Here is a 25,506-nt window from a genome sequence, read left to right as displayed (position 1 = left end):
CGTCCAGACCTGCCCGCGCGTCAGGACCTGTCCGGGGGGGGGGGGGGGGGCCCCCCCCGGGAGGCGGGGGCGGGGCGGGGGGGGGGGGGGGACCGGGGGGGGGGGGGGGGCGGCGACCCGCCCCCCGCCCCCTCGTCCCCACCTGCCCGGCGTACGGTCGGGGCCCCGCCCCCAGCCGCCGGACAGGTCCTGGCTGTCGCGCTTCTCGCGGTGCTGCTGGGAGCCCTGCTCCCGGCCACCGCCGCGCAAGCGGCGAGCCGCACGGTGCAGGGCGGCAGACTGGACTGGGGCATCAAGTCCTCCTTCCAGAGCTACGTCACGGGCCCCGTCGCGAACGGAAGCTGGAGCCTGACCGGTGGTGCCGCCACGGTCGGCGGCAGTCAGTTCCGTTTCCACTCCGCCACCGGTTCCTACGACCCGGCGACCGGCGCCTTCAGCTCCGGCTTCTCGGGCGGGGTCCGCTTCATCGGCCACAAGAAGTCCGACGGCGGCTACGAACTGGACCTCACCATCAGTCGCCCCACCGTCCGCATCACGGGCGGCACCGGCACCGTCCATGCCGACATGGTCAGCAAGGACCGGGGGAGCGGCCGCGTCACCTCGGCCTCCCAGGTGCCACTCGCGACGCTCGGTCTGTCCGGGATCGACATGAAGGGCGGGTCCACCCCCATCGCCCTCAACAACGTCCCGGCAACACTGACTTCGCAGGGCGCGAAGGCGTTCGCCGGTTACTACACGGCAGGCACACCGCTCGACCCGGTCAGTCTCTCCGTGGACACCTCCGCCCCGGCGGGGAAGCCGGCCGTGTCCAAGTCCCCCGAGAAGCCGGCGGAGCCGAAGAAGGCCGAGCGGGCCGCGGGCCGCTTCGAGGACGCCGCCGTGGACTGGGGTGTGCGCCGGACCTTCCGCGAGTACGTCACGGGCTCCATCGGCAAGGGGAAGTGGACCCTCGCCGACGGCGCCCAGGACGGCGGAGCGCTCTTCCGCTTCCCGCACGGCAAGGGCACGTACGACCCGGAGAGGCAGACCCTGGACGCCGACTTCGCGGGCAGCGTCCGCTTCACGGGAGCCGCCGGACTCGATCTGAAACTGTCAGCGGTCGCGGTCCGGGTGAAGGCGGGCAAGGGCACGCTCTCGGCCGACGTCCTGAGCGACGGCGACCGGCGCAAGGCCGTCCCGCTCGTCACCTTCACCGCAAAGGACTTCACGGCGAAGGACGGTCTCGCCGTCCTCACCGAAGCCCCCGCCACCCTCACCGCCGACGGCGCCAAGGCGTTCGGCTCGCTCTACAGGGCGGGCACCGCAATGGACCCACTCTCGCTGGCCGTCGCCGTCGACGCCAAGGCCGAACTGCCCGCACTGCCCGACCTGGGCAGTGCTCCCGACCCGTCCGACCCGCCCGCGGAGAAGACCACCACCGCCGCGTCGGTGTCCGACTCCGACTCCGGTTCCCGCACCGGGCTGTATCTCGGCATCGGCGGTGCGGGCGTGCTCGCCGCCGCGGCAGGCGCGCTGTACCTCGCCCGTCGCCGCAGCACCCAGCAGAACAACTAGACCCGTCCCCCACCCCCGTTTCATTCCTGAGGAGACCACCGACCATGACAGCAACCCGCCGTCCCACAGCTCTCGCCGCCGCCGTCGCCACGGCAGCCGCCCTCGGCGCGACCGTGTTCGCCCTTCCGGCGCTCGCCGCCGACAGCACCGCCCCCGACGGGGCAGCCGCCGCGGCACCGAAGCTGGAGCTGAAGAACGGCACGCTGGAATGGGGCGTCAAGGAGTCCTTCCGCAAGTACCTCGCCTCGTCGTTCTCCGGCGGGAAGATCACTGTCAAGGACGGTGCCACACAGGCGCCCGACAACGGTGCGTTCACCTTCGTCAACGGCAAGGGCACCTACGACACGGCCACGCACGGCACCGACACCGCCTTCGAGGGCGGAGTCAACTTCTACGCCCACGGGGGCGTTCTCGACATCACGCTCTCGGACGTGAAGCTCGCCACGACCGGCACCGGCGGCGCGATCACCGTCGACGTCGCGACCCCGGAAGGCACCCGGAACGACGTGGCGTTCGCGGCTCTCGACCTGTCGGCGGTGAAGCCGGGCCAGGGTGCGGGCGGCGCGATGGTCTTCAAGGACATCCCGGCGACGCTCACGAAGGCGGGCTCCGAGGCGTTCAACGGCCAGTACAAGGAGGGTGACGCGCTCGACCCGGCCACGCTCTCGGTGAAGGCGGTCTCGGCCCCGAGCACCGAGCCCACCCAGAAGCCGACCACCGAACCGACCGGGAAGCCCACCACGAAGCCCACCGGGAAGCCGACCACCGAGCCGACCGGGAAGCCCACCTCGACCGCGTCCCCCTCGGCCACGGTCACCGACAGGCCGGCCGCCGCCGACCAGGGCGCGATCGTCGACGGCACTCTGGACTGGGGCGTCAAGAAGTCCTTCCGTACGTACGTCACGGGCCCGATCGCCCACGGCAAGGTCGAGACGACGGCCGGCGCCGGCACATCCGGCGACGGCTACCGATTCCCGGACGCCACGGGCCACTTCGACGCCGACAGGCAGACCCTCAACGCGGACTTCGACGGCAAGGTCCGCTTTCTGGGCCACGAGGAGAACGGCGCCTACACCCTCGACCTCTCCCTCACCGGCATGGAGATCCAGGTGAACGGGACGAAGGGCACTCTGATCGCGGACGTCTCCACCAAGGACCGCGAGACCAAGAAGGTCAGCACATACACCGGCCTGGCCGTCGCCGACCTGAAGCTGCCGACGGGCGAACTCGCCGCCAAGGACGGCGTGGTGACCCTCTCGGCCGTCCCGGCGACCCTCACCGCCGACGGCACCAAGGCTTTCGGCGGCATGTACCGGGCGGGCGAGCAGCTCGACTCGCTGACCGTCGCGGTCGCCCTCGACAAGGACGCCGCACTTCCGGGCGGCACGGGCGGCACCGGCTCCACGGGCCTGGCGGGAGGCTCCACGGCCACCGGCGGCGGCAGTGTGGGCGGCGGCTCGGTCGGTGGCTCGGGCTCCCTCGCCGCCACCGGCTCCGACGTCCCGGCCGGCGCCCTGATCGCCGCCTCGGGCATCGTCGTGGCGACCGGCGCCGGAGCCGTGATCGCCGCCCGCCGTCGCCGTAACGCCTGATCCGTCCGGACCGCCCGACGAAACCGCCCGGGTGACGGCCCAGTTGTACGGCCGTCACCCGGGCGGTGTTTGAATGCCCACGTGAGCGACAGCGACTTCGACGTACCCGCAGGCATCGACGTACTGCGCGTGTTCTGCGGCCCCGACGGCCGGCACGGCAACGCCCTGGGGGTCGTACGCGACGGGCGTACGTACCCCGACGAGGCGTCCCGGCAGGAACTGGCCCGCCGGCTCGGCTTCAGCGAGACCGTGTTCGTCGACGACCCCGAGCGTGGGCACGTCGACATCTACACCCCGGGACTCCGCCTCCCCTTTGCCGGGCATCCGCTCGTCGGCACCGCATGGCTGCTCGATCTGGAGATCCTGGAGCTGCCGGTCGGGGAGATCTTCGCCCGTCAGGACGGGGAGTTCACCTGGATCACCGCCCGCCCCGAGTGGGCGCCGCCACGCAAGCTGGAGCGGTACGCATCCGTCGCCGAGGTCGAGGCGCTGACCGGGCCGCCACCGGGCGAGGGCTGGCTGTACGTATGGGCCTGGGAGGACGAGGCGGCGGGCCGGGTCAGGGCGCGGGCGTTCCCGCGACGCGACGACGGGATCGTGGAGGACGAGGCGACGGGCGCGGCGGCCCTGCTGCTCAGCGACCGGCTCGGCCGCGCCCTCAACATCGCACAAGGACGCGGCTCCCAGATCCTCACAGCACCCGCGCCGGACGGCACGGTGGAGATCGGGGGCCGCGTCATGTTGGCTGTTCGTGGTTGACGCGAATCCGAGCCCGTCCGGCGGAAGATCGAGCCCGTCCGGAGCCTGAGGACAATGCGGCACGGCGGACCGGGCCGGCCGACCCCGGTGAACCTTTCCTGCCGCACCGCCACCGCGTCACGCGCTGAGCGGGAACACCTCGCCCAGCCCCCGGAACACCGCCGTGTTCAGTGCGAACGCACGCTTGCACTCGTCGACGATGCGCTGCTTCTCCAGGTCGTCCGCGTTCACCGCGTCCAGCAGTTCGCGGTAACCCCGCTTGAACGAGGCGGGGTTGGATATCTCCTCGAAGACATAGAACCGGACCCCGTCACCCTTGCGCGCGAAGCCCCAGGTCTTCTCCGCCCTGTCGCGGATGATCTGGCCGCCCGAGAGGTCGCCGAGATAGCGGGTGTAGTGGTGCGCGATGTAGCCGGAGGGCCAGGTGCGGGCGCACTCGGCGACCCGGGCGGCGTACGCGGCCGTGGCGGGCAGCGGCGCCAGGCCCTCGCGCCAGCCGGCACCCCGCAGGTGGGCCAGATCGCGCTCCAGTTCGGTGGTGCGCATCAGCTCGGGCTGTATGAACGGGCCGGCGACCGGATCGTTCCGCAGCGCCTGGGCCCCCTCTTCCAGTGCCCGGTACACGAACCACAGCTGCTCGGTGTAACGCGTGTAAGCGTCCACTCCGAGGCGTCCACCCAGCAGGTCGCTCATGAAGGTCGAGGTCTCCGCCTCGGTGTGCTGTTCGTGCGACGCGGTGCGGATGAGCGTCGAGAAGGGCGTGGCGGCGGCGGTTGCGTCCAAGGCGGGCCTCCGGGGGACCGAGGGCGGACGGGAAGTCCGGAAAGAAACAAGAGACAGAAACATCGGCAGCGACTGCGTACGGCAGTGGCTGTCGACATCCCCGATCTTGCTACTTAGGCTTACCTAAGTCAACAGCTTCCCGACGGGCTGTCGGTAAAAACGATACGCCCGGTTCCGCTTCTGCGCGGGCGCGGCGGACGCGGCGGGAGAGCAAGCGAAAGCGGCCGCCCGGGGGCGGCCGCTTTCGAAAGGGAGTTGTCTGCGTGTCTACGGGAGCGTCAGGATCTCGGCGCCCGTCTCCGTCACCACCAGCGTGTGCTCGAACTGAGCGGTGCGCTTGCGGTCCTTCGTCACCACGGTCCAGCCGTCGTCCCACATGTCGTAGTCATGGCTGCCCAGCGTCAGCATCGGCTCGATGGTGAAGGTCATCCCCGGCTGCATCACGGTGGTCGCGTGCGGGCTGTCGTAGTGCGGAATGATCAGGCCGGAGTGGAACGAGGAATTGATCCCGTGCCCGGTGAAGTCCCGCACCACCCCGTACCCGAAGCGCTTCGCGTACGACTCGATGACCCGCCCGATCACATTGACCTGCCGGCCCGGCCGGACCGCCTTGATGGCCCGGTTCAGCGACTCCTCGGTGCGCTCCACGAGCAGCCGGGACTCCTCGTCCACGTCGCCGCAGAGGTACGTGGCGTTGTTGTCGCCGTGCACACCGTTGATGTACGCCGTGACGTCGAGGTTCACGATGTCGCCGTCGCGCAGCACCGTGGAGTCCGGGATGCCGTGGCAGATCACCTCGTTGAGCGAGGAACAGAGCGACTTGGGAAATCCGCGGTAGCCGAGCGTCGACGGATAGGCGCCGTGATCGCACATGAACTCATGGGCGACCCGGTCGAGTTCGTCCGTCGTGACGCCCGGGGCGATGTGCTTCGCGGCCTCCGCCATCGCCTGCGCGGCGATCCGCCCCGCGATGCGCATGCGCTCGATGGTGCCGGCGTCCTGGATCTCCGGTCCGGTGTACGGGGTGGGGGCCGGCTTGCCCACGTATTCGGGGCGCCGGATGTTTCCGGGTACGGAACGGATGGGAGTGATCTCCCCGGGTACGAGCAGCGACTGGCCAGACATGTCAGCGAGTCTAACCAGCGTGCTTGGGGCAGCATGGCCCCGAGGGAAGGAGCCGATGATGGCCCTGTTCAAGAAGCGCACGGTCGGCAAGCCGGGCGAGTGGTACTACTGCCTGCAGCATCAGAAGGTCGAGGAGGGCCCCGAGTGCCCGGCCAAGGACCGTTTCGGGCCGTATGCCTCCCGCGAGGAGGCGGAGCACGCGATGCAGACGGCGCAGGAGCGGAATCTTGAGTGGGAGACGGATCCCAAGTGGCACGACCGGGACACGCCGCCCGACCCGGAGGCGTGACCGGGGGCCCCGGCCCGGGGCCCCCGCTCCTCAGACGCCGGAGGGGCTGGACTCTCTGGCCGTACGCCTGCGTACCGCGTCCTCGTCCGTCTCGGAGTCGTACGTCAGCAGCTTCGGCAGCGCTGCGGTGAGCAGCGCCACCGAGGCGACGCACGCCACACCCCCGCTCCAGATCGCGGAGCGGGTCCCCGTCCAGCCCGCCATCGCACCGGCCCGCACCTGACCCAGCTGCGGGCCGATGCTGTACGAGAGCACCTCGATGCCCGCCAGCCGGCCCCGCAGCTCCTCCGGGATGGTCTGGTTCCAGATCGTGGAGCGGCCCAGACCGCTGAGCATGTCCCCCGCGCCCGCCACCGCCAGGCAGACCAGCACCAGCCACACATTGCTGAACCATCCGGCCGCCGCGATCGCCAGCCCCCAGGCCGCCGCGCCGAACACGACGAACAGCCCGTGCCGCCGTACTCGTGACGTCCAGCCGCTGGTCAGGCCCAGGACCAGCGAGCCGACCGATTCCGCCGCGTACATCAGGCCCAGCGACCACTCGGCATCCAGCTCGTCCGCGAGGAACGGGAAGATCGCGTTCGGGAAGGCGAAGAACATCGCCGCCAGATCGACCGCGTACGTCCCCAGCAGCACCGGGCGGCTCCAGGCATACCTCGCCCCCTCGGCAATGCCGCGCAGCGACGGCTTCTGGCTGTCCGGGGCGGACGGCGCGGGCGTCAGTCGCAGACACAGGAGCACAGAGACGGTGAATGTGACCACCGTGACCGTGTATGCCGTGGCGTGCCCGGCGTAGGCCACCACCAGTCCTGCCACCGCCGGGCCGGTGATCGCGCCGAACTGCCAGCGCAGCGAGTTCAGTGCGGCGGCCGCGGTCAGCTGGTCGTGCGGCACGATCCGGGCCATCAGCGAATCCAGCGCGGGCCGCTGGAGCCCGGCGAGCGCGGAGACCCCGCCCGCGACCAGATAGAGCGGCCAGAGCATCGGGTCGGGCAGCGCGGCGTTCACCAGGAGTACGAGGGCGAGCAGCCCCAGTCCCGCCTCGGTGCCCAGGATCACCTTGCGGCGATCCGCGGAGTCCGCGAGCGCCCCGCCGTACAGACCGAAGACGACCAGCGGTACCAGCTCGACCGCACCCATCGCACCGACGGCCAGCGGCGAACCCGTCAGCTCCTTGATCTGGAGCGGCAGGGCGATCAGCGCCATGAAGCTGCCGAAGTAGGTCACCAGGCCCTGGATCCACAGCAGCCGGAAGTCGGCCGAGGAACGCAGGGGCGAGAGATCGGGCAGCAGAGCGGAGAGCCGGGCGGCCGGGGAGGGAGCTGAGGTCACGAGGGCACATGGTCCGGCGCCGAAGGTGCCCTCTGCAACAGATTTTGGCGGCGGCCGGGGTGGCCGGCCGCTCCCGCCGCGGCATCCGGGACTCTCACCACCGCGCCGGTGGTGGCGCCGTCAGCTGGTCGGCGAGCCGGGACAGCCGGTCCCGGAAGCGGCGGCCGCGCGGCGCGGGGGCGCTGTTCTCCCCGGCCGCGGCGCTCACCAGATGCTGCACGGTGTCCAGATCGACGTCGTCGTTTCCGGTCACCGCGAGCGTCTCGTGGGCGAGCCCCCGCACCTCCGGGTCGCCGTCGTCCAGCGAGAGCACCGTCGCCCCGGCCCGGCGGGCGTCGTGCACCCGCTCCAGCAGCCCGGCGCCGGGCCGCTTCGGGGCCACCAGGAGCAGCGTCTCGCCCCGCCCGGCCGCCTCGATCCTGCACAGACCGACGGCCAGATGTGCCGGATCGCCCGGTTCGACCCGGTGGCGTACCAGGGTGGGTGTCAGCTCGGGCAGCCCGGACCAGGTCGACTCGTCGACCAGATGGGCCGCCAGATGCCACGGCTCGTACACCGCGGTCCCCACCAGCAGCAGCCCGCCGCCGTGCGGGACGACGGACGACCTGAGCGCCCCGGCGAACCGCCGGGCCTTCGCGGGCCACTCGGTCCCGGCGAGCACTTCACGCAGCAGGGCGACGCGTACGGCATCCATGGCCCGGCATCATGCCCCAAGGCCCGGTCCCGCCACCGGCGAACAACGGCGGAACCATCCGAACGGGCCCCGCGGAGCGATCCGGATCGCTCCCGCCGACGACGGAGCGTTCCCCTCCATCGCGGGCAGTAGTGTCGAAGCCATGACTACGAATGACAGTGGCAGCGCACCCAAGCCCCCCGCCAAGGACCCCTGGGACCTCCCCGATGTGTCCGGGCTGACCGTCGGCGTGCTCGGCGGCACCGGACCGCAGGGCCGCGGGCTCGCCTACCGGTTCGCCCGCGCCGGGCAGAAGGTGATCATCGGCTCCCGCGCCACCGACCGCGCACAGAGCGCCGCCGACGAGCTGGGCCACGGCGTCGAGGGCGCCGACAACGCCGAGTGTGCCCGGCGCAGCGACGTCGTGATCGTCGCCGTGCCGTGGGACGGCCACGCCAAGACCCTGGAGTCGCTGCGCGACGAGCTCGCGGGCAAGCTCGTCATCGACTGCGTCAACCCGCTCGGCTTCGACAAGAAGGGCGCCTACGCCCTGAAGCCCGAGGAGGGCAGCGCCGCCGAGCAGGCCGCCGCCCTGCTGCCGGAGTCCCGGGTCACCGCCGCCTTCCACCACCTCTCGGCGGTGCTTCTTCAGGACGAAGCCATCGAGGAGATCGACACCGATGTGCTGGTGCTGGGCGAGGCCCGCGCCGACACCGACCTGGTACAGGCGCTGGCGGGCCGGATTCCCGGCATGCGCGGCGTCTTCGCCGGGCGGCTGCGCAACGCCCACCAGGTCGAGTCGCTGGTCGCCAACCTGATCTCGGTCAACCGCCGCTACAAGGCGCACGCGGGTCTGCGTACCACCGACGTCTGAGCCGGACACGGTTGCGGCGCACCCTGCGGCGAGCGGAAAGGGGCATGGGGGACACTGGACGGGACCGTGCATCACCCCGGACAGGAGCCGCCCCCCATGCCCCGCCTCGCTCTCTACGCCATCGCCGTCTGCGTCCTGGCCGTCGTCGCGGCCGTGATCTCGTTCGCCCAGGGCAGCTGGCTCGGGATCGTCTGGGTGCTGCTGGCCGGGCTCTCGTCCAATATGGCGTGGTTCTACCTGCGCAGGCAGCGTGCACAGGCCGCCGGTTAGAGATTGAGCGCGCAGACCGGATCGGCTGTTCGCCAGAAGCGGTAGGCGTCGAAACCGCAGTACGTCGTGAACTCGCTGATACCCAGCGCCCGCAGCAGGGCGTGGATCGCGTCGAAGAACGCGTGGTTGACCTCGGGGATCCACAGGATGCCGAAGACCGCGATCAGCCCGAACGGGGCGAACGGCTCGACCCGCCGGCGGATCCGGTACGAGAGCCAGGGCTCGATCACTCCGTACCCGTCCAGCCCCGGGACCGGGACGAAGTTGAGGATCGCCGCGGTGACCTGGAGCAGTGCCAGGAAGCCCAGCGCGTACTGGAAGACGACCGGGACGCCGTCCAGCGCGTGCAGCCAGAACGGCGCCGTGCAGACAATCGCGAACAGCACATTCGTCAGCGGGCCGGCCGCCGAGATGAGGCTGTGCTTCCAGCGCCCGCTGATCCGGCCCCGCTCGATGAAGACCGCACCACCGGGCAGACCGATACCGCCCATGATCACGAACAGCACCGGCAGCACGATGCTCAGCAGTGCATGGGTGTACTTCAGCGGATTCAGGGTCAGATAGCCCTTCGACCCGATGGAGATGTCCCCGCTGTGGAGCGCGGTACGGGCATGCGCGTACTCATGCAGACAGAGCGACACCACCCAGGCCGCCGTCACGAAGAGGAAGAGCGGGAATCCGGGCCGCTGCGCGAAGTCCGTCCACACCGCCCAGCCCGATACCGCCATCACGGCGACGATCCCGAGGAAGACCGGGCTGATCCGCCGGTCGCTGCGGGTTGCTGCGGTGGTCATCGGCGAACTCCTGGTGGCTGGCCGGAAGGGGGACGGGCGGCTGTCGGCGAGAGCGACCGTACAGGCGACACGTCACAAACGTCTCGCGTCGGGGAGGTGGTTCCGTGAAGGGTGGGAGCATGACGAGCGATCCCGGCACACAGCGAACACGGGTACTGCCGTACGTGTGTCCACTTCCCGACCCCGGTCACGGAGAATAGGCGCGTGCGCTACTGCATCCTCGGGACCACCCAGGCACTCCGCGACGACGGCACGGCCGTCGCCATCGGCGGGGCGCGGCTGCGCGCCCTGCTCACCGTCCTCGCACTGCGTCCCGGCCGCACCGTTCCGGCCGCCGTGCTTGTCGACGAGGTGTGGGACGGCGACCCGCCGGCCGATGCGGCAGGCGCCCTGCAGGCACTCGTCGGCCGGCTCCGGCGGGCCCTCGGCCATGCCGCGATCACCTCCGCGGAGAGCGGATACCGGCTCGCCGCCGAGCCGGACGCGGTCGACCTGTACCGCTTCGAGCGGCTCGCGGGGGAGGGGGCGCGGGCGCTGGAGGAGGGCGACGCGGCGAAGGCCCAGTCCGTGCTCGAGGACGCGCTCGCCCTGTGGCGCGGACCTGCCCTGGCCGATCTGCCCGACCGCGGCGCCGTCGCGGCCCGCTGGGCGGCCCGGCGCCTGGACGCCCGCCGCAGCGGACTCGCCGCGGCCCTCGCGCTCGGCCGCGCGGACGAGTCCCTGCCCGAACTGGTCGCGCTCTGCGCCGAGCACCCGATCGACGAACCCCTCCAGGCGCTGCGGCTGCGGGCCCTGCGCGATGCCGGGCGCACGGCACAGGCGCTGGCCGCGTACGACGAGGTGCGCACCGTGCTCGCCGACCGCCTCGGCACCGACCCCGGGCCCGAACTGCGCTCCCTGCACGCAGAGTTGCTCCGCCAGGACCCGGCGCAACCGGTCGCGGTGGCAGTGGCGGCCGAGCCGCACCGGCCCTCCCGTACCCGAACCCCCACCGCACCGCAGGGAAACCTCCGGGCCAGGCTCACCAGCTTCGTCGGGCGCGAGGACGACATAGAGGCCCTGCGCGAGGACCTCTCGCACGCCCGGCTCGTCACCCTTCTGGGCCCCGGTGGCGCGGGCAAGACCCGGCTCTCCCAGGAGGCCGCCGAATCCGTCGGGGCCGCCTGGCCGGACGGCGTCTGGCTGGCCGAACTCGCCCCCGTCGACGACCCCGAGGCCGTACCGGAGGCCGTGCTGACCGCGCTCGGCGCCCGCGAGACCGTGCTGCGCGGAGCGGGCGCCGAGGAACTCCGGGTCGCCGAGGGGAACGCGGGCGACCCCCTCGTGCGCCTCACCGAGCACTGCTCCCGGCGCCGCATGCTGTTGCTCCTGGACAACTGCGAGCACCTCGTCGGGGCCGCCGCCGCCCTCGCCGACCATCTGCTGGCCCACTGCCCGGACGTCACCGTGCTCGCGACCAGCCGCGAACCCCTCGGGGTACCGGGCGAGTTCGTCCGACCCGTCGACCCGTTGCCCGACCCGATGGCGCTGCGGCTGCTCGCCGACCGCGGCGCCGCCGCGAAGCCCGGCTTCCGGATCGACGCGGACGAGGAGACCGCGGCTGCCGCCGCCGAGATCTGCCGCCGCCTGGACGGACTCCCGCTCGCCATCGAACTCGCCGCAGCCCGGCTGCGGATGCTCACCCCGCGCCAGATCGCCGACCGGCTCGACGACCGGTTCCGCCTGCTCACCAGCGGGGCCCGTACCGTACTGCCCCGTCAGCAGACCCTGCGCGCCGTCGTCGACTGGTCCTGGGACCTCCTCGACGCCTCCGAACGCGCCGTCCTGCGCCGTCTGTCGGTCTTCGCCGGCGGCTGCACCCTGGCCGCGGCCGAGGCCGTCTGCGCGGACGGGCCGCAGGACGCGCGCGAGGTCGCCGGGCTGCTCGGCTCGCTCGTCGACAAGTCCCTCGTCGTCGCCGCGCCCGCCGACGACGGCGAGATGCGCTACCGGCTGCTGGAGACCGTCGGCGAGTACGCCGCCGAACGGCTCGACGGGGCCGGGGAGCGGGACACCGTGGAACGGCACCACCTGGTGTACTTCCGGGAGCTGGCCCGTGCCGCGGAGCCCGGACTCCGCGGCGCCGGACAGCGGTCCGTCATCGAACTCCTCCAGCGCGAGTACGAGAACCTCCGCACCGCCCTGCGCCGCGCCGTCGCCGCCCGCGACGAGCAGGAGGCGCTGTGCATGGTGCTCTCGCTGTCCTGGTACTGGCAGATGCGCGATCTGCGCGCCGACGCCCTGCAGTGGGCCGACGCGGCCGCCGCACTGGGGCCCGACCCCTTCGCCCCGCCCGTCGAGCCCGCGCCCTCCCTCCACGAACGCTGCACCGACGAGCCGCCGCCCATGAGGCCCGAGCTGCTCCAGGAGGCCCGGCGCCAGGTGGCCCTGATCCAGCTGGCCTGCATGGACCACGCCAAGGACGAGTGGGCCGACGAGAAGAGCATGGCCCGGCTGCGCGTCATCGCGGGCACCTACCGGGCGGGCCAGCCGCAGACCTGCCGTACCCCGGCATCGCTCTGGTTCTTCGCGGTCCTGCTCACCGGGGACATGCGCGATCTGCGCGAGATGCTGGACGAAACGGTCCGCGCCAGCCGGGAGTTCGGCTACGAGTGGGAGCTGGCCGCGGCCCTTCAGATGCGGGCCAATGTGCTGGCCAACCGGTTCGAGTGGACGGGCGACGCACGGGCGGATGCCGACGAGAGCCTGGAGATCTTCAGCCGGCTCGGCGACGACTACGGCGTCGCCGAATCGCTCTCCTCCCGGGGCGAGGCCAACGAGAAACGGGGCGAGTACTCGCGTGCGGCCGAGGACTTCCGGGCCGCCATCGGCTATGCGGAGAAGCTCGGCGCCCAGTCCCAGGTGTCGGTCCTGCGCGCCAGATACGCGTCCGTGCTCTGCGAACTGGGCCGCGGCGACGAGGGCGAGACGATTCTGCGGGAGGTGCTCGCCGAGGGGCGTCAGGCGGGGCACGAGGCGATGCCCTTCGCCCGGCTCTACCTCGCCATGTGGCTCGGCCGCAGCAGCCGCACGGGCGAGGCGCGCGAGCAACTGGCGTTGCTGCGCGAGGAGTTCCTTTCCGAGACGATGGCGATCTTCGAAGGGTTCGTGCTGGGCGCACTGGCCTGGCTGGACAACCAGGACGGGCTGTACGCCGAAGCCCTGCCCCGGGGCCTGGAGGCGCTGGCGCGGTCCCGGGACCCGCTGTCGCAGATGGTGGCGCCGCACATGTCCGTCATCCATCTCTTCACCCTCGCACGGGCGTTGAGCGGAATCGGCGGCGAGCGCCGGGCCGCGCTCGCGGCCCGGCTGCTGGGGGCCGGCAAGGGGCTGCTGCCCAAGGGCCATGTGCCGACGTCGACGGAGCGGCACGACTGCGCCCAGGCGGAGGAACTGGCCGTCGCCGTCCTCGGCCGGGCCGCCTACGACGCCGCGTACGCCGAGGGCGGCGGCCTCTCCCTGGAGGAGGCCACCGCCCTCGTCGACGCGTACCGGGACTGAGACCGGCCGGACCCCGGCCGGAGCGCCGCTCAGGCCTTCTTGCGGAACTTGGCGACGGCGAGCGGCGCCATCACCGCGGTGATCACCGCAGCCCAACCGAGCGTCACCCACACCGAGTGGGCGATCGGTCCGCCCATCATCAGTCCGCGCGCGGCGTCCGCCAGATTGGAGAGCGGGTTGTAGTCGGTGAACGCCTGCAGCCAGCCGGGCATCGTCCTGGTCGGGGCGAAGATCGAGGAGCCGAACTGAAGCGGCATCAGCACGAGCATCCCCATTCCCTGAACCGCCTGGGCCGTCTTCATGGTCAGTCCGAGCAGGATGAAGATCCACATGATGGCGGCACCGAACACCGCCGACAGCGCGACCGCCTCGATCAGCCCGAGAACCGAGGTCTGCAGCTCCATACCGAGCGCGAAGCCCATACCCAGCAGGATCAGGGTGGCGACCATCATCCGGCCGAGCTCGACCACGATCTTGGCGATGAGCACCGAGGAGCGGGCGATCGGCATCGTCCGGAACCGGTCCATGACGCCCTTGCGGAAGTCGTCGTTGACTCCGGTGCCGACCGCCATGGCGATGTTCATGCCCATCATCGCCATCAGACCGGGGATCAGGTAGTTCAGGTACTCCTGCCGGCCGCCGCCCATGCTGCCGCCGACCGAACCGCCGAATACGTACACGAACAGCAGCGTGAAGATGATCGGCATCAGGAGCGCGTCGAACATCGACTCCGGATCCTTCTTGATCTGGAGCAGATTGCGCCGCACCAGCGCACCGATGTGGCGCAGATTGCTGCGCAGCCCGATCCGGCCCTCGTCGTGGACCACCTTCACCGGTGCGGGCGCGGCGGGGGCGGGCTTCAGAGTCGTCGTGCTCATGCCGCGACCTCCTCGGGGATCGTGTCGGTGACGGAAGAGCTCTTCTCGCCGGTGATGGCCAGGAAGACCTCGTCCAGGCTGGGCAGCGCGGTGGCGACGTGCGCCAGCGAGAAGCCCCGGGTGCCGAGCAGACCGATGACGGCCGTCAGCTGCTCGTCGCTGAGGATCGGTACGTACAGCAGTCCCTCGTCCGGGACGGCCTGCGCGCCCGATACCCCGTCGAGTCCGGCTTCCCTGATCGCCTGCGCCATCGCGGGCAGCTGCGCCGGGTCGGAGGGCCGGATCTGCAGGGTGCGGCCGCCGACCTTCGCCTTCAGCTCGTTCACCCCGCCACTGGCGATGATCTTGCCCTTGTCGATGACGGTGAGCTCATTGGCGAGCTGCTCGGCCTCTTCCATGTACTGGGTGGTGAGCAGGACGGTCGCTCCCTCCGCGACCATCCGCTGCACCTCGTCCCAGACCTCGTTACGGGTCCGGGGGTCGAGGCCGGTCGTCGGCTCGTCCAGATAGAGGACGGCCGGGCTGCCGATCATCGAGGCGGCCAGGTCGAGCCGGCGTCGCATGCCGCCGGAGTAGTCCATCGCGGCACGCTTGGCCGCGTCGGTGAGGGAGAACCGCTCCAGGAGCTCGTCGGCCCGGGACCGGGCGGCCTTGCGCGGCAGGTCGAGCAGCCGCCCGATCATGTAGAGGTTCTCCCAGCCGGAGAGCTTCTCGTCGACCGAGGCGTACTGCCCGGTCAGACCGATGGTGCGGCGCAGCTGCCGGGGCTGCTTCACCACGTCGTAGCCCGCCACGGTGGCGTGTCCGGCATCGGGGATGATCAGGGTGGACAGGCAGCGTACGAGCGTGGTCTTGCCGGCGCCGTTGGGGCCGAGCACACCGAGCACGGTGCCCTCGCGGACATCGAGGTCCACGCCGTCCAGAGCCTTGGTCGAGCCGTAGTGCTTGACCAGCCCCCGGACCTCGACGGCGTTCGGGCCGCTCCTGGGGTTCTTGTCGATTCGCGTCATGTCCACCATGGGACCAGGCGCCACCGACAGTCCACCGACAACAGGCCGACAGCCCGCCGATGGGGGATGACGGCGGGCTGTCGGTGGTGCGGGCAGTGGCTCTGCCCAGGGCCTTTCCTCCGGATCGGCCCAAGGGCCTTTCCTGCTGGTCAGGCCCGGGTGGGAACTAGTGGAAGGTGTGCTCAGGGGCCGGGAAGCTGCCTCCCACGACCTCCTCGGCGAACTCCTTCGCCGCGTCACCGAGCACCTTGCGCAGGTTCGCGTACTGCTTGGTGAAGCGCGGCACCTTGCCGCCGGTCAGCCCGACCATGTCGGTGTAGACCAGCACCTGGGCGTCCGTGTCGGGACCGGCGCCGATGCCGACGGTCGGGATGTGCAGGGTACGGGTGGCCTCGGCGGCCAGCTCGGCCGGTACGAGCTCCAGGACGACGGCGAACGCGCCCGCGTCCTGCACGGCCTTGGCGTCGCGCAGCAACTGCTGGGCCGCCTCCTCGCCGCGGCCCTGCACCCGGTATCCCATCGCGTTGACGGACTGCGGGGTCAGGCCGATGTGGGCCATGACCGGGATGCCGGCGTCGACCAGCAGCCGGATCTGCTCGTGGCTGCGCTCACCGCCTTCCAGCTTGACCGCACCGACACCGGACTCCTTGATCAGCCGGGTTGCGTTGCGCAGGGCCTGGACGGGCCCTTCCTGGTACGCCCCGAAGGGCAGGTCGGCGACGATCAGGGCGCGCTTGGTGCCCCGTACGACAGCGGCGGAAAGGATGGCGATCTCGTCCATCGTGACGGGCACGGTGGTCTCGTAACCGAGGTGACAGTTGCCCATGGAGTCGCCGACGAGCATGACCGGGATGCCGGCCTCGTCGAAGACGGACGCGGTCATCGCGTCGTAGGCGGTGAGCATGGGCCACTTCTCACCGCGCTCGGTGGCGGCGGCGATGTCATGGATGGAGATGCGGCGGGTGCTCTTGCCCCCGTACAGCGCCTTGCTGCTGTCGGTGGGGGCACCCGCGGGGGTTGCGGCGGACTTGTTCTGCGCAGCCTGAAGCGACATTGCCAACGGCTCCTTCGTCATCTCGAGGCGCCCTGACGGCGTCCCCGGACCGGTTCCATGGTGGCATCCCGCGGCCGTTCACGGGAAGTGGGCCCGCACACGTCCCCGGGAGGCGCCCACCCGGTAAAGACTTTACAATACGAGACGGTACCGTATCGAAATCGTATAAGCTCCTGGCATGTCAATACCGTCGGGCGCTCGCACCGCCCTGCCCCAGGTACCCGAGGCGGTCCACCGCCGCCGTTGGGCGATCCTCGTCGTTCTGATGTTCAGCCTGCTCATCGTGGTGCTGGACAACTCGATCCTGAACGTCGCGGTCAAGACCATCGCCAGCCCCGCACCCACCGGCCTCGGCGCCACCCAGAGCGAGCTGGAGTGGGCGATCAACGCCTACACGCTCGTCTTCGCCGGACTCCTCTTCACCGCGGGCCTGCTCGGTGACCGCATCGGCCGCAAGAAGGTGCTGCTCTTCGGCATCCTCCTCTTCGGCGTCGGTTCCGCCCTCGCCGCCATGTCCGGCTCGCCCGGCGAGCTGATCACCTGGCGTGCCGTGATGGGCTTCGGCGCGGCGTTCGTCATGCCGGCCACGCTCGCCGTCCTGATGAACGTCTTCGAACGCGACGAGCAGCCCAAGGCCATCGGCATCTGGGCCGGCAGCGTCGGCCTCGCCATCGCGATCGGCCCGATCACCGGCGGACTGCTGCTCGAACACTTCTGGTGGGGCTCGATCTTCCTGGTCAATGTGCCCGTGGTGATCGTCGCGCTGATCGCGATGGCGGTGCTGGTGCCGGACTCCAAGGACCCGAACCCGGGCCGGACCGACCCGCTCGGTGTCGTGCTGTCCATCGTCGGTCTGGTCCTGCTGGTGTACGGCATCATCCGCGGCGGCCAGCTCGCCGACTTCGCCGACCCCACGGTGCTCCTCTCGATCATCGGCGGTCTGGTCGTCCTGGCCGCGTTCGTCCGGCACGAGAAGCGCACCGGCCACCCGGCCATCGACGTCTCGTACTTCAAGGAGCCGTCGTTCTCCGCGGCCGTCGCCGCCATAGCGCTCGTCTTCTTCGCGCTGATGGGCGTGACCTTCTTCTCCGCCTTCTACATGCAGAGCGTGCGCGGCTGGAGCGCGCTGCAGGCCGGTCTGCTGATCCTGCCGCTGGCCGCCGCCCAGATGATCTTCGCGCCGCGGGCCCGGCTGGTCGTCGACAGGTTCGGCGCCCGCGCGGTCTGCACCGTCGGCATGCTGCTGGTCGCACTCGGCCTCGCGGCGTTCGCGCTGTTCGACGCCACCACGCCGGTCTGGGTGCTGTGCGTGCTCTTCTTCGTCCAGGGCACGGGCATGGCGCATGTGATGACACCGGTCACGGTCTCGGTGATGCAGGCACTGCCCAGGGAGAAGGCCGGTTCCGGATCGGCCGTCAACAACACGTTCCGGCAGGTCGGCGGGGCGCTCGGCATAGCAGTGCTCGGCTCGGTGCTCTCCACCGTCTACCGCGGCGACATCGCGGGGCACCTCGGTGTGCTCCCGGCAGGTGCCAGGGAGGCGGCGGGGGAGTCGATCGAGGCGACGCTCGGCTTCGCGGACAAGCTGGGCCCGGCGGGCGCCCCGCTGATCGCCGCGGCGAACGACGCGTTCCTGAAGGCGATGCATGTCACTGCCATCGGTTCGGCGACCATCGCCCTGGTGGGCGCTCTCGTCGTCGCGATGTTCCTGCCGGGGAAGACGTCCGCCGGACAGGAGTCCGACGAGGGCGAACGGCCGGTACGTGCCGGGGCGGGCCGGTGACAGCCATGGCCCCGGAGAACTGAAAACGCCGCCCCAGGGTTCCGGGGTGGCCCCGGAACCCTGGGGCGGCACACACAAGCACCGTCGGCGTCGGCGAGAATCGGAATGGCGAACGGTTCGGCGAGAGGTGGATTCACGTGCAGGCAGAGGCGCAGGTACGGGGCCAGGGCTGCCCGGTCCGGGAGGATCCGGAACCGCGAAGGGGCCGGCCGCGCAGTGCGGCGGCCGAGCGGGCGATCCTGGACGCCGTCGTCGAACTGCTGGAGGCCGGTGAGCCCCTCGCCGGCCTGTCCATCGAGCGGATAGCCCGGACCGCCGGGGTCGGCAAGGCGACCATCTACCGGCGATGGAGCGGCAAGGAGGAGCTCTTCGTCGATGTCCTGCGAGACATCGAGCCCCCGGAACCCACCGTCTCCGGCACCGCCGGACTCGACGACCTGCGGCTGCTGCTGGAGTCACTGCGCAGGCGCGGCCTGGCCCAGCGCTCCTCCGTCCTGCTCCACAACGTCTTCGCGCAGATGAAGAGCCACCCCAAACTGTGGTCCGAATACCAATGCACCGTCATAGCCCCCCGCCGCGCCGCCATGCTGGCCGCCGTGCAGCGGGCGGTCGACGCCGGCGAGCTCCGCGGAGACCTGGACGTGGAACTGATGGACGACCTGTTCCTGGGGCCCATGCTCGTACGCACCGTTCACCGGCCCGAAGCGCCGCTGCCCGAGGATCTCGCCGACAGCATCATCCAGGTTCTGACCGAGGGCCTCGCTCCCCGGCCCGCCGCCGACGGCTGACACCCCCGGACCCGTCCGAGTGTGATCGTTCTGTCACAAGCCCCCGCAGATCTCTCCTGGCCGGAACCCGTCGGACCCTGCCCTTCGTCCTCGTGGCAGTACAGCCGTCGTGGACGGCAGGAAACACGCCGCCCATCGCCTAGGGTCGAGGGCGCGGTGACATGCACGGCAAGGCAGTGAGGACAGCGCGATGGTGCAGGCGTACGGAGCGGACACCGGGAACGACCGTGCGGAGCCGCGGCGTACCGGGCCCGGATCCCGTTTCCAGGACCTGCGCGACAGATGGACCCGCGACAAGGGCATCTGGCGGCGTGGAATCGTCCTCGCCGTCTGCGCGGTCCTCCTCACCCTCGTGATGGTCTTCCACTCCGACATCCCGAACACCATCGGCAACCTGGGCAGCCTCACCGAGACATTCCTGCCGTGGATCGGTGTGTTCGTCCCGCTGCTGCTGATCCTGGGCCTGGTGCGCCGCTCGGCGACCGCGCTGATCGCCCTGCTGCTGCCGGTCGTGGTCTGGCTCAATCTCTTCGGCGGGCTGATGCTCTCCGACAAGTCGGGCAGCGGCGGCGACCTCACCGTGGCCACCCACAACGTCAACGCCGACAACCCCGACCCCGCGGGCACCGCCCGGCAGGTCGCGGACTCCGGCGCCGACATCATCGCCCTGGAGGAGCTGCCGAGCGGCCAGGTGCAGGCGTACGAGGCGGCGCTCGCCGTCCGCTTCCCGTACCACTCGGTGCAGGGGACCGTCGGCCTGTGGAGCAAGTACCCGATGAGCAGCACCCGGCCGGTCGACATCAAGATGGGCTGGACCCGGGCGATGCGTTCCACGGTGACGACGCCCAAGGGCGAGGTCGCCGTCTATGTGGCCCATCTGCCCTCCGTACGGGTCAAGCTGCACGCCGGATTCACCGCCAACCAGCGCGACGACAGCGCGGACGCCCTGGGCGAGGCCATCGCCGACGAACGGCTGGACAAGGTGATCCTGCTCGGTGACCTCAACGGCACGATGAACGACCGCTCGCTCAACGAGGTCACCTCCCAGATGAGGTCCACCCAGGGCGCGGCCGGCGACGGATTCGGCTTCAGCTGGCCGGCGTCGTTCCCGATGGCACGGATCGACCAGATCATGGTGAAGGGCGTCGAGCCGATGTCGTCGTGGACGCTCCCGGAGACGGACAGCGACCACCTTCCGATCGCTGCGCGCGTACAGCTGTGACGCAGGCCGGACCATGACGCGCTGAGCCGTATCGCCGCCCGCGTCCAACACTGCCGCAACGGTCCGTTCACCTGCCGGAACAAACCGTCTGAGAGAATTTGTTCCGATTGGGAACCAAGGGTGGCCGGCGATGGAGCCGGCCCGGCGCACGCGCCACCATGCCTGGTTCCCTCCCCATGCTCCGCCCCGCCCGGTCAGCCATGCCCGGCCGCGGGGCGGACACGGCTTCACTGCGGAAAGGTCTCTCCTCATGCCTCTGGCTCTGCTCGCACTCGCTGTGAGCGCCTTCGGCATCGGTACCACGGAGTTCGTGATGATGGGTCTGCTGCCCAATGTCGCGGACGATCTGGGCACCTCCGTACCCACCGCCGGCTATCTCGTCTCGGCGTACGCGATCGGCGTCGTCCTCGGTGCCCCACTGCTCACCGCCGTCGGCTCCCGGATCCCGCGCAAGCGGATGCTCCTGCTGCTGATGGCCCTCTTCACGGTCGGCAACCTCGCTTCCGCCTTCGCCCCGGACTTCGGCTGGCTGCTTGCCGGCCGGTTCCTCGCCGGGCTGCCGCACGGGGCGTTCTTCGGCGTCGGCGCGGTCGTCGCCGCGCAGCTGGTCTCCGAAGGGCGCCGGGCCCGGGCCGTGGCGACCATGTTCCTCGGCCTCACCGTCGCCAACATCGTCGGTGTCCCGGCGGCCACCCTGCTCGGCCAGCACCTCGGCTGGCGGGCCACGTTCCTGGTCGTCTCCGCGATCGGAGTCTGCGCGATGGCGGCGCTCGCCCGGCTCGTTCCGTACGTACCCGTCGACGCCCACCAGGGGCTGGGCCGCGAGATGCGGGCCCTCGGCAACCGGCAGGTGCTGCTCGGCCTGCTCACCGCCGTCCTCGGATTCGCAGGAGTCTTCGCCGTGTACTCCTACCTGTCGGCCATGACGACCGAGGTGATGGGCTTCGGCGAGTCCTCGGTGACGCTGGTGCTCGCGCTCTTCGGCATCGGCATGACCCTCGGCGCACTCGCGGCGGGCCCGCTCACGGACCGGGCACTGCGCCCGACGCTGTACGGATCGCTCGGCGCACTCGCCGTCGTCCTGGTCGTCTTCCCGTTCGCCGTCCATGTGCGGTGGGCGGCGCTGGTGATGGTGGTGCTGCTCGGCGGGGTCGGCTTCATGACGACCACCCCGCTCCAGATGCTGGTCATGAACAAGGCCAAGGACGCCCCGACCCTGGCGTCCGCCTCCAACCACTCCGCGTTCAACCTCGCCAACGCGGGCGGCGCATGGCTGGGCGGCGCGGCGATCGCGGCGGGCTGGGGCTGGACGTCGCCGGCCCTGGTCGGCGCCGTCCTCGCGGTCGCGGGCCTGGCGGTGGCCGTCACGGCGGGTGTACTGGACCGGGAGCGCCAGGGTGTGTCACGGATCGTCGCGAGCGCTGATGGGCGGACCGCGCGAAGCGAGGCCAGGGCGGACGCGCACTGACGCAGGAGGCCGCGCACCCTCCGGGCGCGCTTGTCCCCGATCGCCGGACGGGCTTGCTCTCAAGCCCGTCCGGCGATCGAGGACAACACGGCCACCGGACGGCGGCCCCGGTCACCCCGACTCGCGCCACCGATTGGTGATCGGCAGCCGCCGGTCCTTGCCGAAGCCCTTCGGGGAGATCTTCGTGCCCGGCGGGTACTGCCGCCGCTTGTACTCCGCCGTGTCCACCATCCGCAGCGTCTTCGTCACCAGCGCCTTGTCGAACCCGGCGGCGACGATTTCGTCCAGGCCCTGGTCCCGGTCGACGTACAGCTCCAGGATCCGGTCCAGTACGTCGTAGTCGGGCAGCGAGTCCGTGTCGACCTGTCCCGGGCGCAGCTCGGCGCTGGGCGGCTTGGTGATGGACGCCTCCGGGATCGGAGGGGTCTGCCCGCGTTCCTCGGCGGCGCGGTTGCGCCACTTCGCCAGGCGGAAGATCGACGTCTTGTAGACATCCTTGATCGGGCCGTACGCCCCGACCGAGTCGCCGTACAGCGTCGAGTAGCCGACCGCCAGCTCGGACTTGTTGCCCGGCGCGAGGACGATCTGGCCCTCCTGGTTGGAGACGGCCATCAGCATCGTGCCGCGCAGCCGGGACTGGAGGTTCTCCTCGGCAAGGCCGGTGAGCCCCAGCGAGCCCATGTACGCGTCGAACATCGGCTCGATCGGTACCGTGCGGAAGTTCAGCCCGGTACGGCGGGCCAGCTCGGCCGCGTCGCCCTTGGAGTGGTCCGAGGAGTACTTCGACGGCATCGAGATGCCGTACACGTTCTGTGCGCCCAGCGCGTCGCAGGCGATGGCCGCGACCAGCGCCGAGTCGATCCCGCCGGAGAGCCCGATCAGCACGCTGCTGAAACCGTTCTTGGCGGCGTACGCACGCAGGCCCACGACCAGCGCCGAGTACAGCTCCTCGTCGTCGTCGAGACGCTCCGCGTAACCGCCGGTCAGCTCCGTGTCGTACGCCGCCAGGGGCTCCTCGGAGAGCACCACGCGGTCGATCCGCAGCCCGTCGTTCACGACACCGGACGGCGCCTCGGCCGCGGCGGCCGGCAGGTCCAGGTCGAGGACGACGCTGCCCTCGGCGAACTGCGGGGCGCGGGCGATCACTTCGCCGTTCCGGTCGACGACGATCGAGTCGCCGTCGAAGACCAGCTCGTCCTGGCCGCCGATCATGGCCAGATACGCGGTCGTGCAGCCGGCCTCCTGAGCCCGCTTGCGGACCAGTTCCAGCCGGGTGTCGTCCTTGTCCCGCTCGTACGGCGAGGCGTTGATCGACAGCAGCAGTCCGGCGCCGGCGGCCCGCGCGGCCGGCACCCGGCCGCCGTCCTGCCAGAGGTCCTCGCAGATCGCGAGCGCCACATCGACGCCGTGGACCCGTACGACCGGCATCGAGTCGCCCGGCACGAAGTACCGGAACTCGTCGAAGACACCGTAATTGGGGAGGTGGTGCTTGGCGAAGGTCAGCGCGACCCGCCCGCGGTGCAGCACCGCGGCGGCGTTCTGCGGGGCGCCGGCGGGCTGCCCGTAGCGCGGCTGGGCCGTTTCCGAGCGGTCGAGGTAACCGAGGACGACCGGCAGCTCCCCGAAGCCCTCCGCGTCGAGACGGGCGGCGAGCGCGCGCAGCGCCTGACGCGAGGCCTCCACGAAGGACGACCGCAGGGCCAGGTCCTCGACGGGGTAGCCGGTCAGCATCATCTCGGGGAACGCCACCAGATGGGCGCCCTGTTCGGCGGAGTGCCGGGTCCAGTGGACGATCGCCTCGGCGTTGCCGGAGAGATCACCGACGGTCGAGTCGATCTGATTCAGTGCGAGGCGTAGTTGAGGCACGCGCCCCAGTGTAATCGTCTGACTGACGCGATGTCCTGGCGGGCCGCGCAATCGCTCGGCCGCCCGCCAGGAAAGGGTCAGTGGCGGTAGCCGAGGACCGTCATCATGCCCACGTCCGAGTGGTAGATGTTGTGGCAGTGGAGCATCCAGAGACCCGGGTTGTCCGCGTCGAACTCCACGGCGATCGAGTTGTTCGGCCGGACGATCGCGGTGTCCTTGCGGGCCCATGCGGCCTCACGCCGGTGGGAGGCCCGGTGCTCCGGCCCTGCCGATCCCACCAGCCCGAACGAGTGTCCGTGCAGATGGATGGGATGCCACATCTCCGTGATGTTGTAGAACTCCATCCTGACCCGCTCGCCCGCCTTGACCGGATGGCGCTGTCCGGGCGTGTACGGCTTGTGGTCGAAGCCCCAGTTGTACGCAGCCATGTTGCCGGTCAGCTTGAACCGGATGGTCCGGTCGGGCTCGCGGACGGACAGCGCCACGGATTCGTCCGGCGACAGCTCGCTCGCCTCCACCAGTTTTCCGTCCAGTTCCTTCGGCCGTACGGAGGCGGTGGGCGCCGCGCCCTTTCCGGTACGGAGCAGGGCCAGTGCCGACGCCCTCTTGCCCTCGGCGAGCGCGGTCAGCGGGAACACCCCGTCCCCGGCGGTGACCACCACGTCGTACCGCTCGCCCATGCCCATCAGCAGGGCGTCCGTCGTGGTGTGCCGGACCGGGTAGCCGTCGGTGTGGGTGATCGTCATCCGGTGGCCGCCGAGCGCGACCCGGAAAGCGGTGTCGCCGCCCGCGTTGATGATGCGAATCCGGATCCGGTCGCCGGGCTTGGCGGTGAAGGAGGTGGGGGCCTTCGGGATGCGGCCGTTGATCAGGTAGTGCGGGTAGTCGACATTGCCCCCGTGGCTGTCGAGCAGTTCGCTGAACGAATTCTTCATGATCCGAGAGGGGCCGGAGCGGCGCTTGGCGGACTTGGGGGACTTCGGGGAACCTCCGTGTCCGGCGTCGCCCGAACCGCTCTTGTCGGCCATGCCGCCCATGCCGCCCATGCCGCCATGGCGCATCCCGCTGTGGTCCATGCCGCCCCGGCCCCCGCTGAGTTCGTCGAGCACCCCGTCCGGCGTGGAGCCGTCCACCCCGTCGACCCAGTCGTCGAGGACGACGACCCACTCCTTGTCGTACTTGAGGGGCTCCTTGGGGTCGTCGACGATCAGTGGCGCGTACAGACCGCGGTCCTGCTGGACGCCTGTGTGCGGATGGAACCAGTACGTTCCCGGGTGCGGCACCTTGAAGCGGTAGGCGTATTCGGCGCCCTGCTTGATGGGCGGCTGGGTCAGGTCGGGTACGCCGTCCATGTTGTTGCGCACATTGAGCCCGTGCCAGTGCAGGCTGGTCGTCGCCGGAAGGTGGTTGGCGAGGGTGAGCGCCAGGGTGTCGCCGACCGCGACCCGGAGTTCCTTGCCGGGCAGCCGGCCTTCGTAGGCCCAGGAGCCGACGACGAGCCCGCCGCCCAGATCGAGGCGGGACGGGGTGGCGGTGAGGTGGATCTTGTGTACGGGGCCGGAGCCCCGTCCGGCCTCGGCCGCGGCGACCTCCTCCCCGTCGGGGGAGACGTACTCGCCCGTGGGCTTCCTGTGGGGGGCGGTCCCGTGGTTCGCCCCGCCGTGGCTCGTGCCGCCGGCGTTCGCGCCGCCGGCCTTCGTACCGCTGTGGGCCGTGTCGGATTCGCCGGAGCAGGCGGCCAGGACTGCCGTTCCGGCAGTGGCGACAGCGGCACCGAGCACGGCGCGTCGGGTGGGTGGAGTACGCATGGCGGAAGCACCTCGGGGTGTTGTCGGTATTTCGGTCTGCTGGG

At 70.8% G+C, this 25,506-nt stretch carries 21 protein-coding genes; 11 read left to right on the top strand and 10 right to left on the bottom strand.

The features are described from left to right. The first annotated feature begins 210 nt into the window (after nt 1-210). The 3 genes from ACFVYE_RS27570 (at nt 211) to ACFVYE_RS27560 (ending at nt 3,905) form a co-directional block, all read left to right on the top strand. The gene (locus tag ACFVYE_RS27570) at nt 211-1,554 is read left to right on the top strand and encodes an HtaA domain-containing protein (protein ID WP_389607545.1); all 1,344 of its coding nucleotides are present in this window, start codon (nt 211-213) and stop codon (nt 1,552-1,554) included. Nucleotides 1,555-1,598: 44 nt separating this feature from the next. Then, a complete protein-coding gene (locus tag ACFVYE_RS27565) occupies nt 1,599-3,146 on the top strand; it encodes an HtaA domain-containing protein (protein WP_389607544.1) in 1,548 nt (515 codons plus the stop codon). 81 nt (nt 3,147-3,227) lie between these two features. After that, nucleotides 3,228-3,905, top strand: coding sequence for a PhzF family phenazine biosynthesis protein (locus ACFVYE_RS27560; RefSeq protein WP_383979819.1), 678 nt, complete (start codon nt 3,228-3,230; stop codon nt 3,903-3,905). 117 nt (nt 3,906-4,022) lie between these two features. Here ACFVYE_RS27560 and ACFVYE_RS27555 read toward each other — a convergent pair whose 3' ends face one another. Together ACFVYE_RS27555 and map are read right to left on the bottom strand one after the other, a co-directional pair. Beyond that, complete coding sequence (locus ACFVYE_RS27555; RefSeq protein WP_389607543.1) at nt 4,023-4,688, bottom strand: heme oxygenase (biliverdin-producing); 666 nt, start codon at nt 4,686-4,688, stop codon at nt 4,023-4,025. A 267-nt stretch (nt 4,689-4,955) separates the two neighbouring features. Then, on the bottom strand, nt 4,956-5,813 hold the full coding sequence (map, locus tag ACFVYE_RS27550; protein ID WP_383977765.1) for a type I methionyl aminopeptidase: 858 nt from the start codon (nt 5,811-5,813) through the stop codon (nt 4,956-4,958). Between the two features lie 58 nt (nt 5,814-5,871). Between map and ACFVYE_RS27545 the strand changes: the two genes are divergently transcribed. Next, nucleotides 5,872-6,102 carry a hypothetical protein gene (locus tag ACFVYE_RS27545; RefSeq protein WP_383977768.1) on the top strand — a complete coding sequence of 77 codons (231 nt, stop codon included), beginning with the start codon at nt 5,872-5,874 and terminating at the stop codon, nt 6,100-6,102. Nucleotides 6,103-6,132: 30 nt separating this feature from the next. Here ACFVYE_RS27545 and ACFVYE_RS27540 read toward each other — a convergent pair whose 3' ends face one another. After that, on the bottom strand, nt 6,133-7,434 hold the full coding sequence (locus ACFVYE_RS27540) for an MFS transporter (protein ID WP_389607542.1): 1,302 nt from the start codon (nt 7,432-7,434) through the stop codon (nt 6,133-6,135). A gap of 94 nt (nt 7,435-7,528) precedes the next feature. After that, nucleotides 7,529-8,128 (bottom strand): hypothetical protein, encoded by a 600-nt coding sequence (locus tag ACFVYE_RS27535; protein ID WP_383977762.1) that lies wholly within the window; start codon nt 8,126-8,128, stop codon nt 7,529-7,531. A 142-nt stretch (nt 8,129-8,270) separates the two neighbouring features. Between ACFVYE_RS27535 and npdG the strand changes: the two genes are divergently transcribed. Together npdG and ACFVYE_RS27525 are read left to right on the top strand one after the other, a co-directional pair. Beyond that, entirely contained in the window at nt 8,271-8,981 is a 711-nt protein-coding gene (gene npdG, locus ACFVYE_RS27530) for an NADPH-dependent F420 reductase (protein WP_383977759.1), read from the top strand. A gap of 96 nt (nt 8,982-9,077) precedes the next feature. After that, entirely contained in the window at nt 9,078-9,251 is a 174-nt protein-coding gene (locus ACFVYE_RS27525; protein WP_383977756.1) for a hypothetical protein, read from the top strand. On the opposite strand, the gene ACFVYE_RS27520 is transcribed toward ACFVYE_RS27525, so the two are convergent. After that, nucleotides 9,248-10,045 carry a site-2 protease family protein gene (locus ACFVYE_RS27520; protein WP_383977753.1) on the bottom strand — a complete coding sequence of 266 codons (798 nt, stop codon included), beginning with the start codon at nt 10,043-10,045 and terminating at the stop codon, nt 9,248-9,250. The two genes, ACFVYE_RS27525 and ACFVYE_RS27520, sit on opposite strands and share 4 nt — an antisense overlap. A gap of 204 nt (nt 10,046-10,249) precedes the next feature. Between ACFVYE_RS27520 and ACFVYE_RS27515 the strand changes: the two genes are divergently transcribed. Further along, nucleotides 10,250-13,585 carry a BTAD domain-containing putative transcriptional regulator gene (locus ACFVYE_RS27515; protein WP_389607541.1) on the top strand — a complete coding sequence of 1,112 codons (3,336 nt, stop codon included), beginning with the start codon at nt 10,250-10,252 and terminating at the stop codon, nt 13,583-13,585. Nucleotides 13,586-13,614: 29 nt separating this feature from the next. Here the strand turns inward: ACFVYE_RS27515 and ACFVYE_RS27510 are convergent, their stop codons facing one another. From ACFVYE_RS27510 to panB, 3 genes are all read right to left on the bottom strand, one after another. Beyond that, entirely contained in the window at nt 13,615-14,463 is an 849-nt protein-coding gene (locus ACFVYE_RS27510; protein WP_383979059.1) for an ABC transporter permease, read from the bottom strand. Further along, nucleotides 14,460-15,482 (bottom strand): ATP-binding cassette domain-containing protein, encoded by a 1,023-nt coding sequence (locus tag ACFVYE_RS27505; protein ID WP_383979062.1) that lies wholly within the window; start codon nt 15,480-15,482, stop codon nt 14,460-14,462. The genes ACFVYE_RS27510 and ACFVYE_RS27505 overlap by 4 nt, the downstream gene beginning before the upstream one ends. A 157-nt stretch (nt 15,483-15,639) precedes the next feature. Further along, the gene (gene panB, locus ACFVYE_RS27500; RefSeq protein ID WP_389607540.1) at nt 15,640-16,527 is read right to left on the bottom strand and encodes a 3-methyl-2-oxobutanoate hydroxymethyltransferase; all 888 of its coding nucleotides are present in this window, start codon (nt 16,525-16,527) and stop codon (nt 15,640-15,642) included. A gap of 178 nt (nt 16,528-16,705) precedes the next feature. Here panB and ACFVYE_RS27495 point away from each other — a divergent pair, with 178 nt between their 5' ends. From ACFVYE_RS27495 to ACFVYE_RS27480, 4 genes are all read left to right on the top strand, one after another. Next, nucleotides 16,706-18,310, top strand: coding sequence for a DHA2 family efflux MFS transporter permease subunit (locus ACFVYE_RS27495; protein WP_383979067.1), 1,605 nt, complete (start codon nt 16,706-16,708; stop codon nt 18,308-18,310). A gap of 137 nt (nt 18,311-18,447) precedes the next feature. Further along, the gene (locus tag ACFVYE_RS27490) at nt 18,448-19,098 is read left to right on the top strand and encodes a TetR/AcrR family transcriptional regulator (protein WP_383979522.1); all 651 of its coding nucleotides are present in this window, start codon (nt 18,448-18,450) and stop codon (nt 19,096-19,098) included. Nucleotides 19,099-19,288: 190 nt separating this feature from the next. Next, the gene (locus ACFVYE_RS27485) at nt 19,289-20,320 is read left to right on the top strand and encodes an endonuclease/exonuclease/phosphatase family protein (RefSeq protein ID WP_389607539.1); all 1,032 of its coding nucleotides are present in this window, start codon (nt 19,289-19,291) and stop codon (nt 20,318-20,320) included. 250 nt (nt 20,321-20,570) lie between these two features. Next, on the top strand, nt 20,571-21,788 hold the full coding sequence (locus ACFVYE_RS27480; RefSeq protein ID WP_383979516.1) for an MFS transporter: 1,218 nt from the start codon (nt 20,571-20,573) through the stop codon (nt 21,786-21,788). A gap of 111 nt (nt 21,789-21,899) precedes the next feature. Here the strand turns inward: ACFVYE_RS27480 and ACFVYE_RS27475 are convergent, their stop codons facing one another. Together ACFVYE_RS27475 and ACFVYE_RS27470 are read right to left on the bottom strand one after the other, a co-directional pair. Then, entirely contained in the window at nt 21,900-23,654 is a 1,755-nt protein-coding gene (locus ACFVYE_RS27475) for an NAD+ synthase (RefSeq protein WP_383973474.1), read from the bottom strand. A gap of 77 nt (nt 23,655-23,731) precedes the next feature. Beyond that, the gene (locus ACFVYE_RS27470; protein WP_383973475.1) at nt 23,732-25,462 is read right to left on the bottom strand and encodes a multicopper oxidase family protein; all 1,731 of its coding nucleotides are present in this window, start codon (nt 25,460-25,462) and stop codon (nt 23,732-23,734) included. Nucleotides 25,463-25,506: the final 44 nt, after the last annotated feature.

The sequence above is a fragment of the Streptomyces sp. NPDC058239 genome, assembly GCF_042882185.1.
Classification (GTDB): Bacteria; Actinomycetota; Actinomycetes; order Streptomycetales; family Streptomycetaceae; genus Streptomyces.
This window is presented reverse-complemented; position numbering and strand designations above follow the sequence as displayed.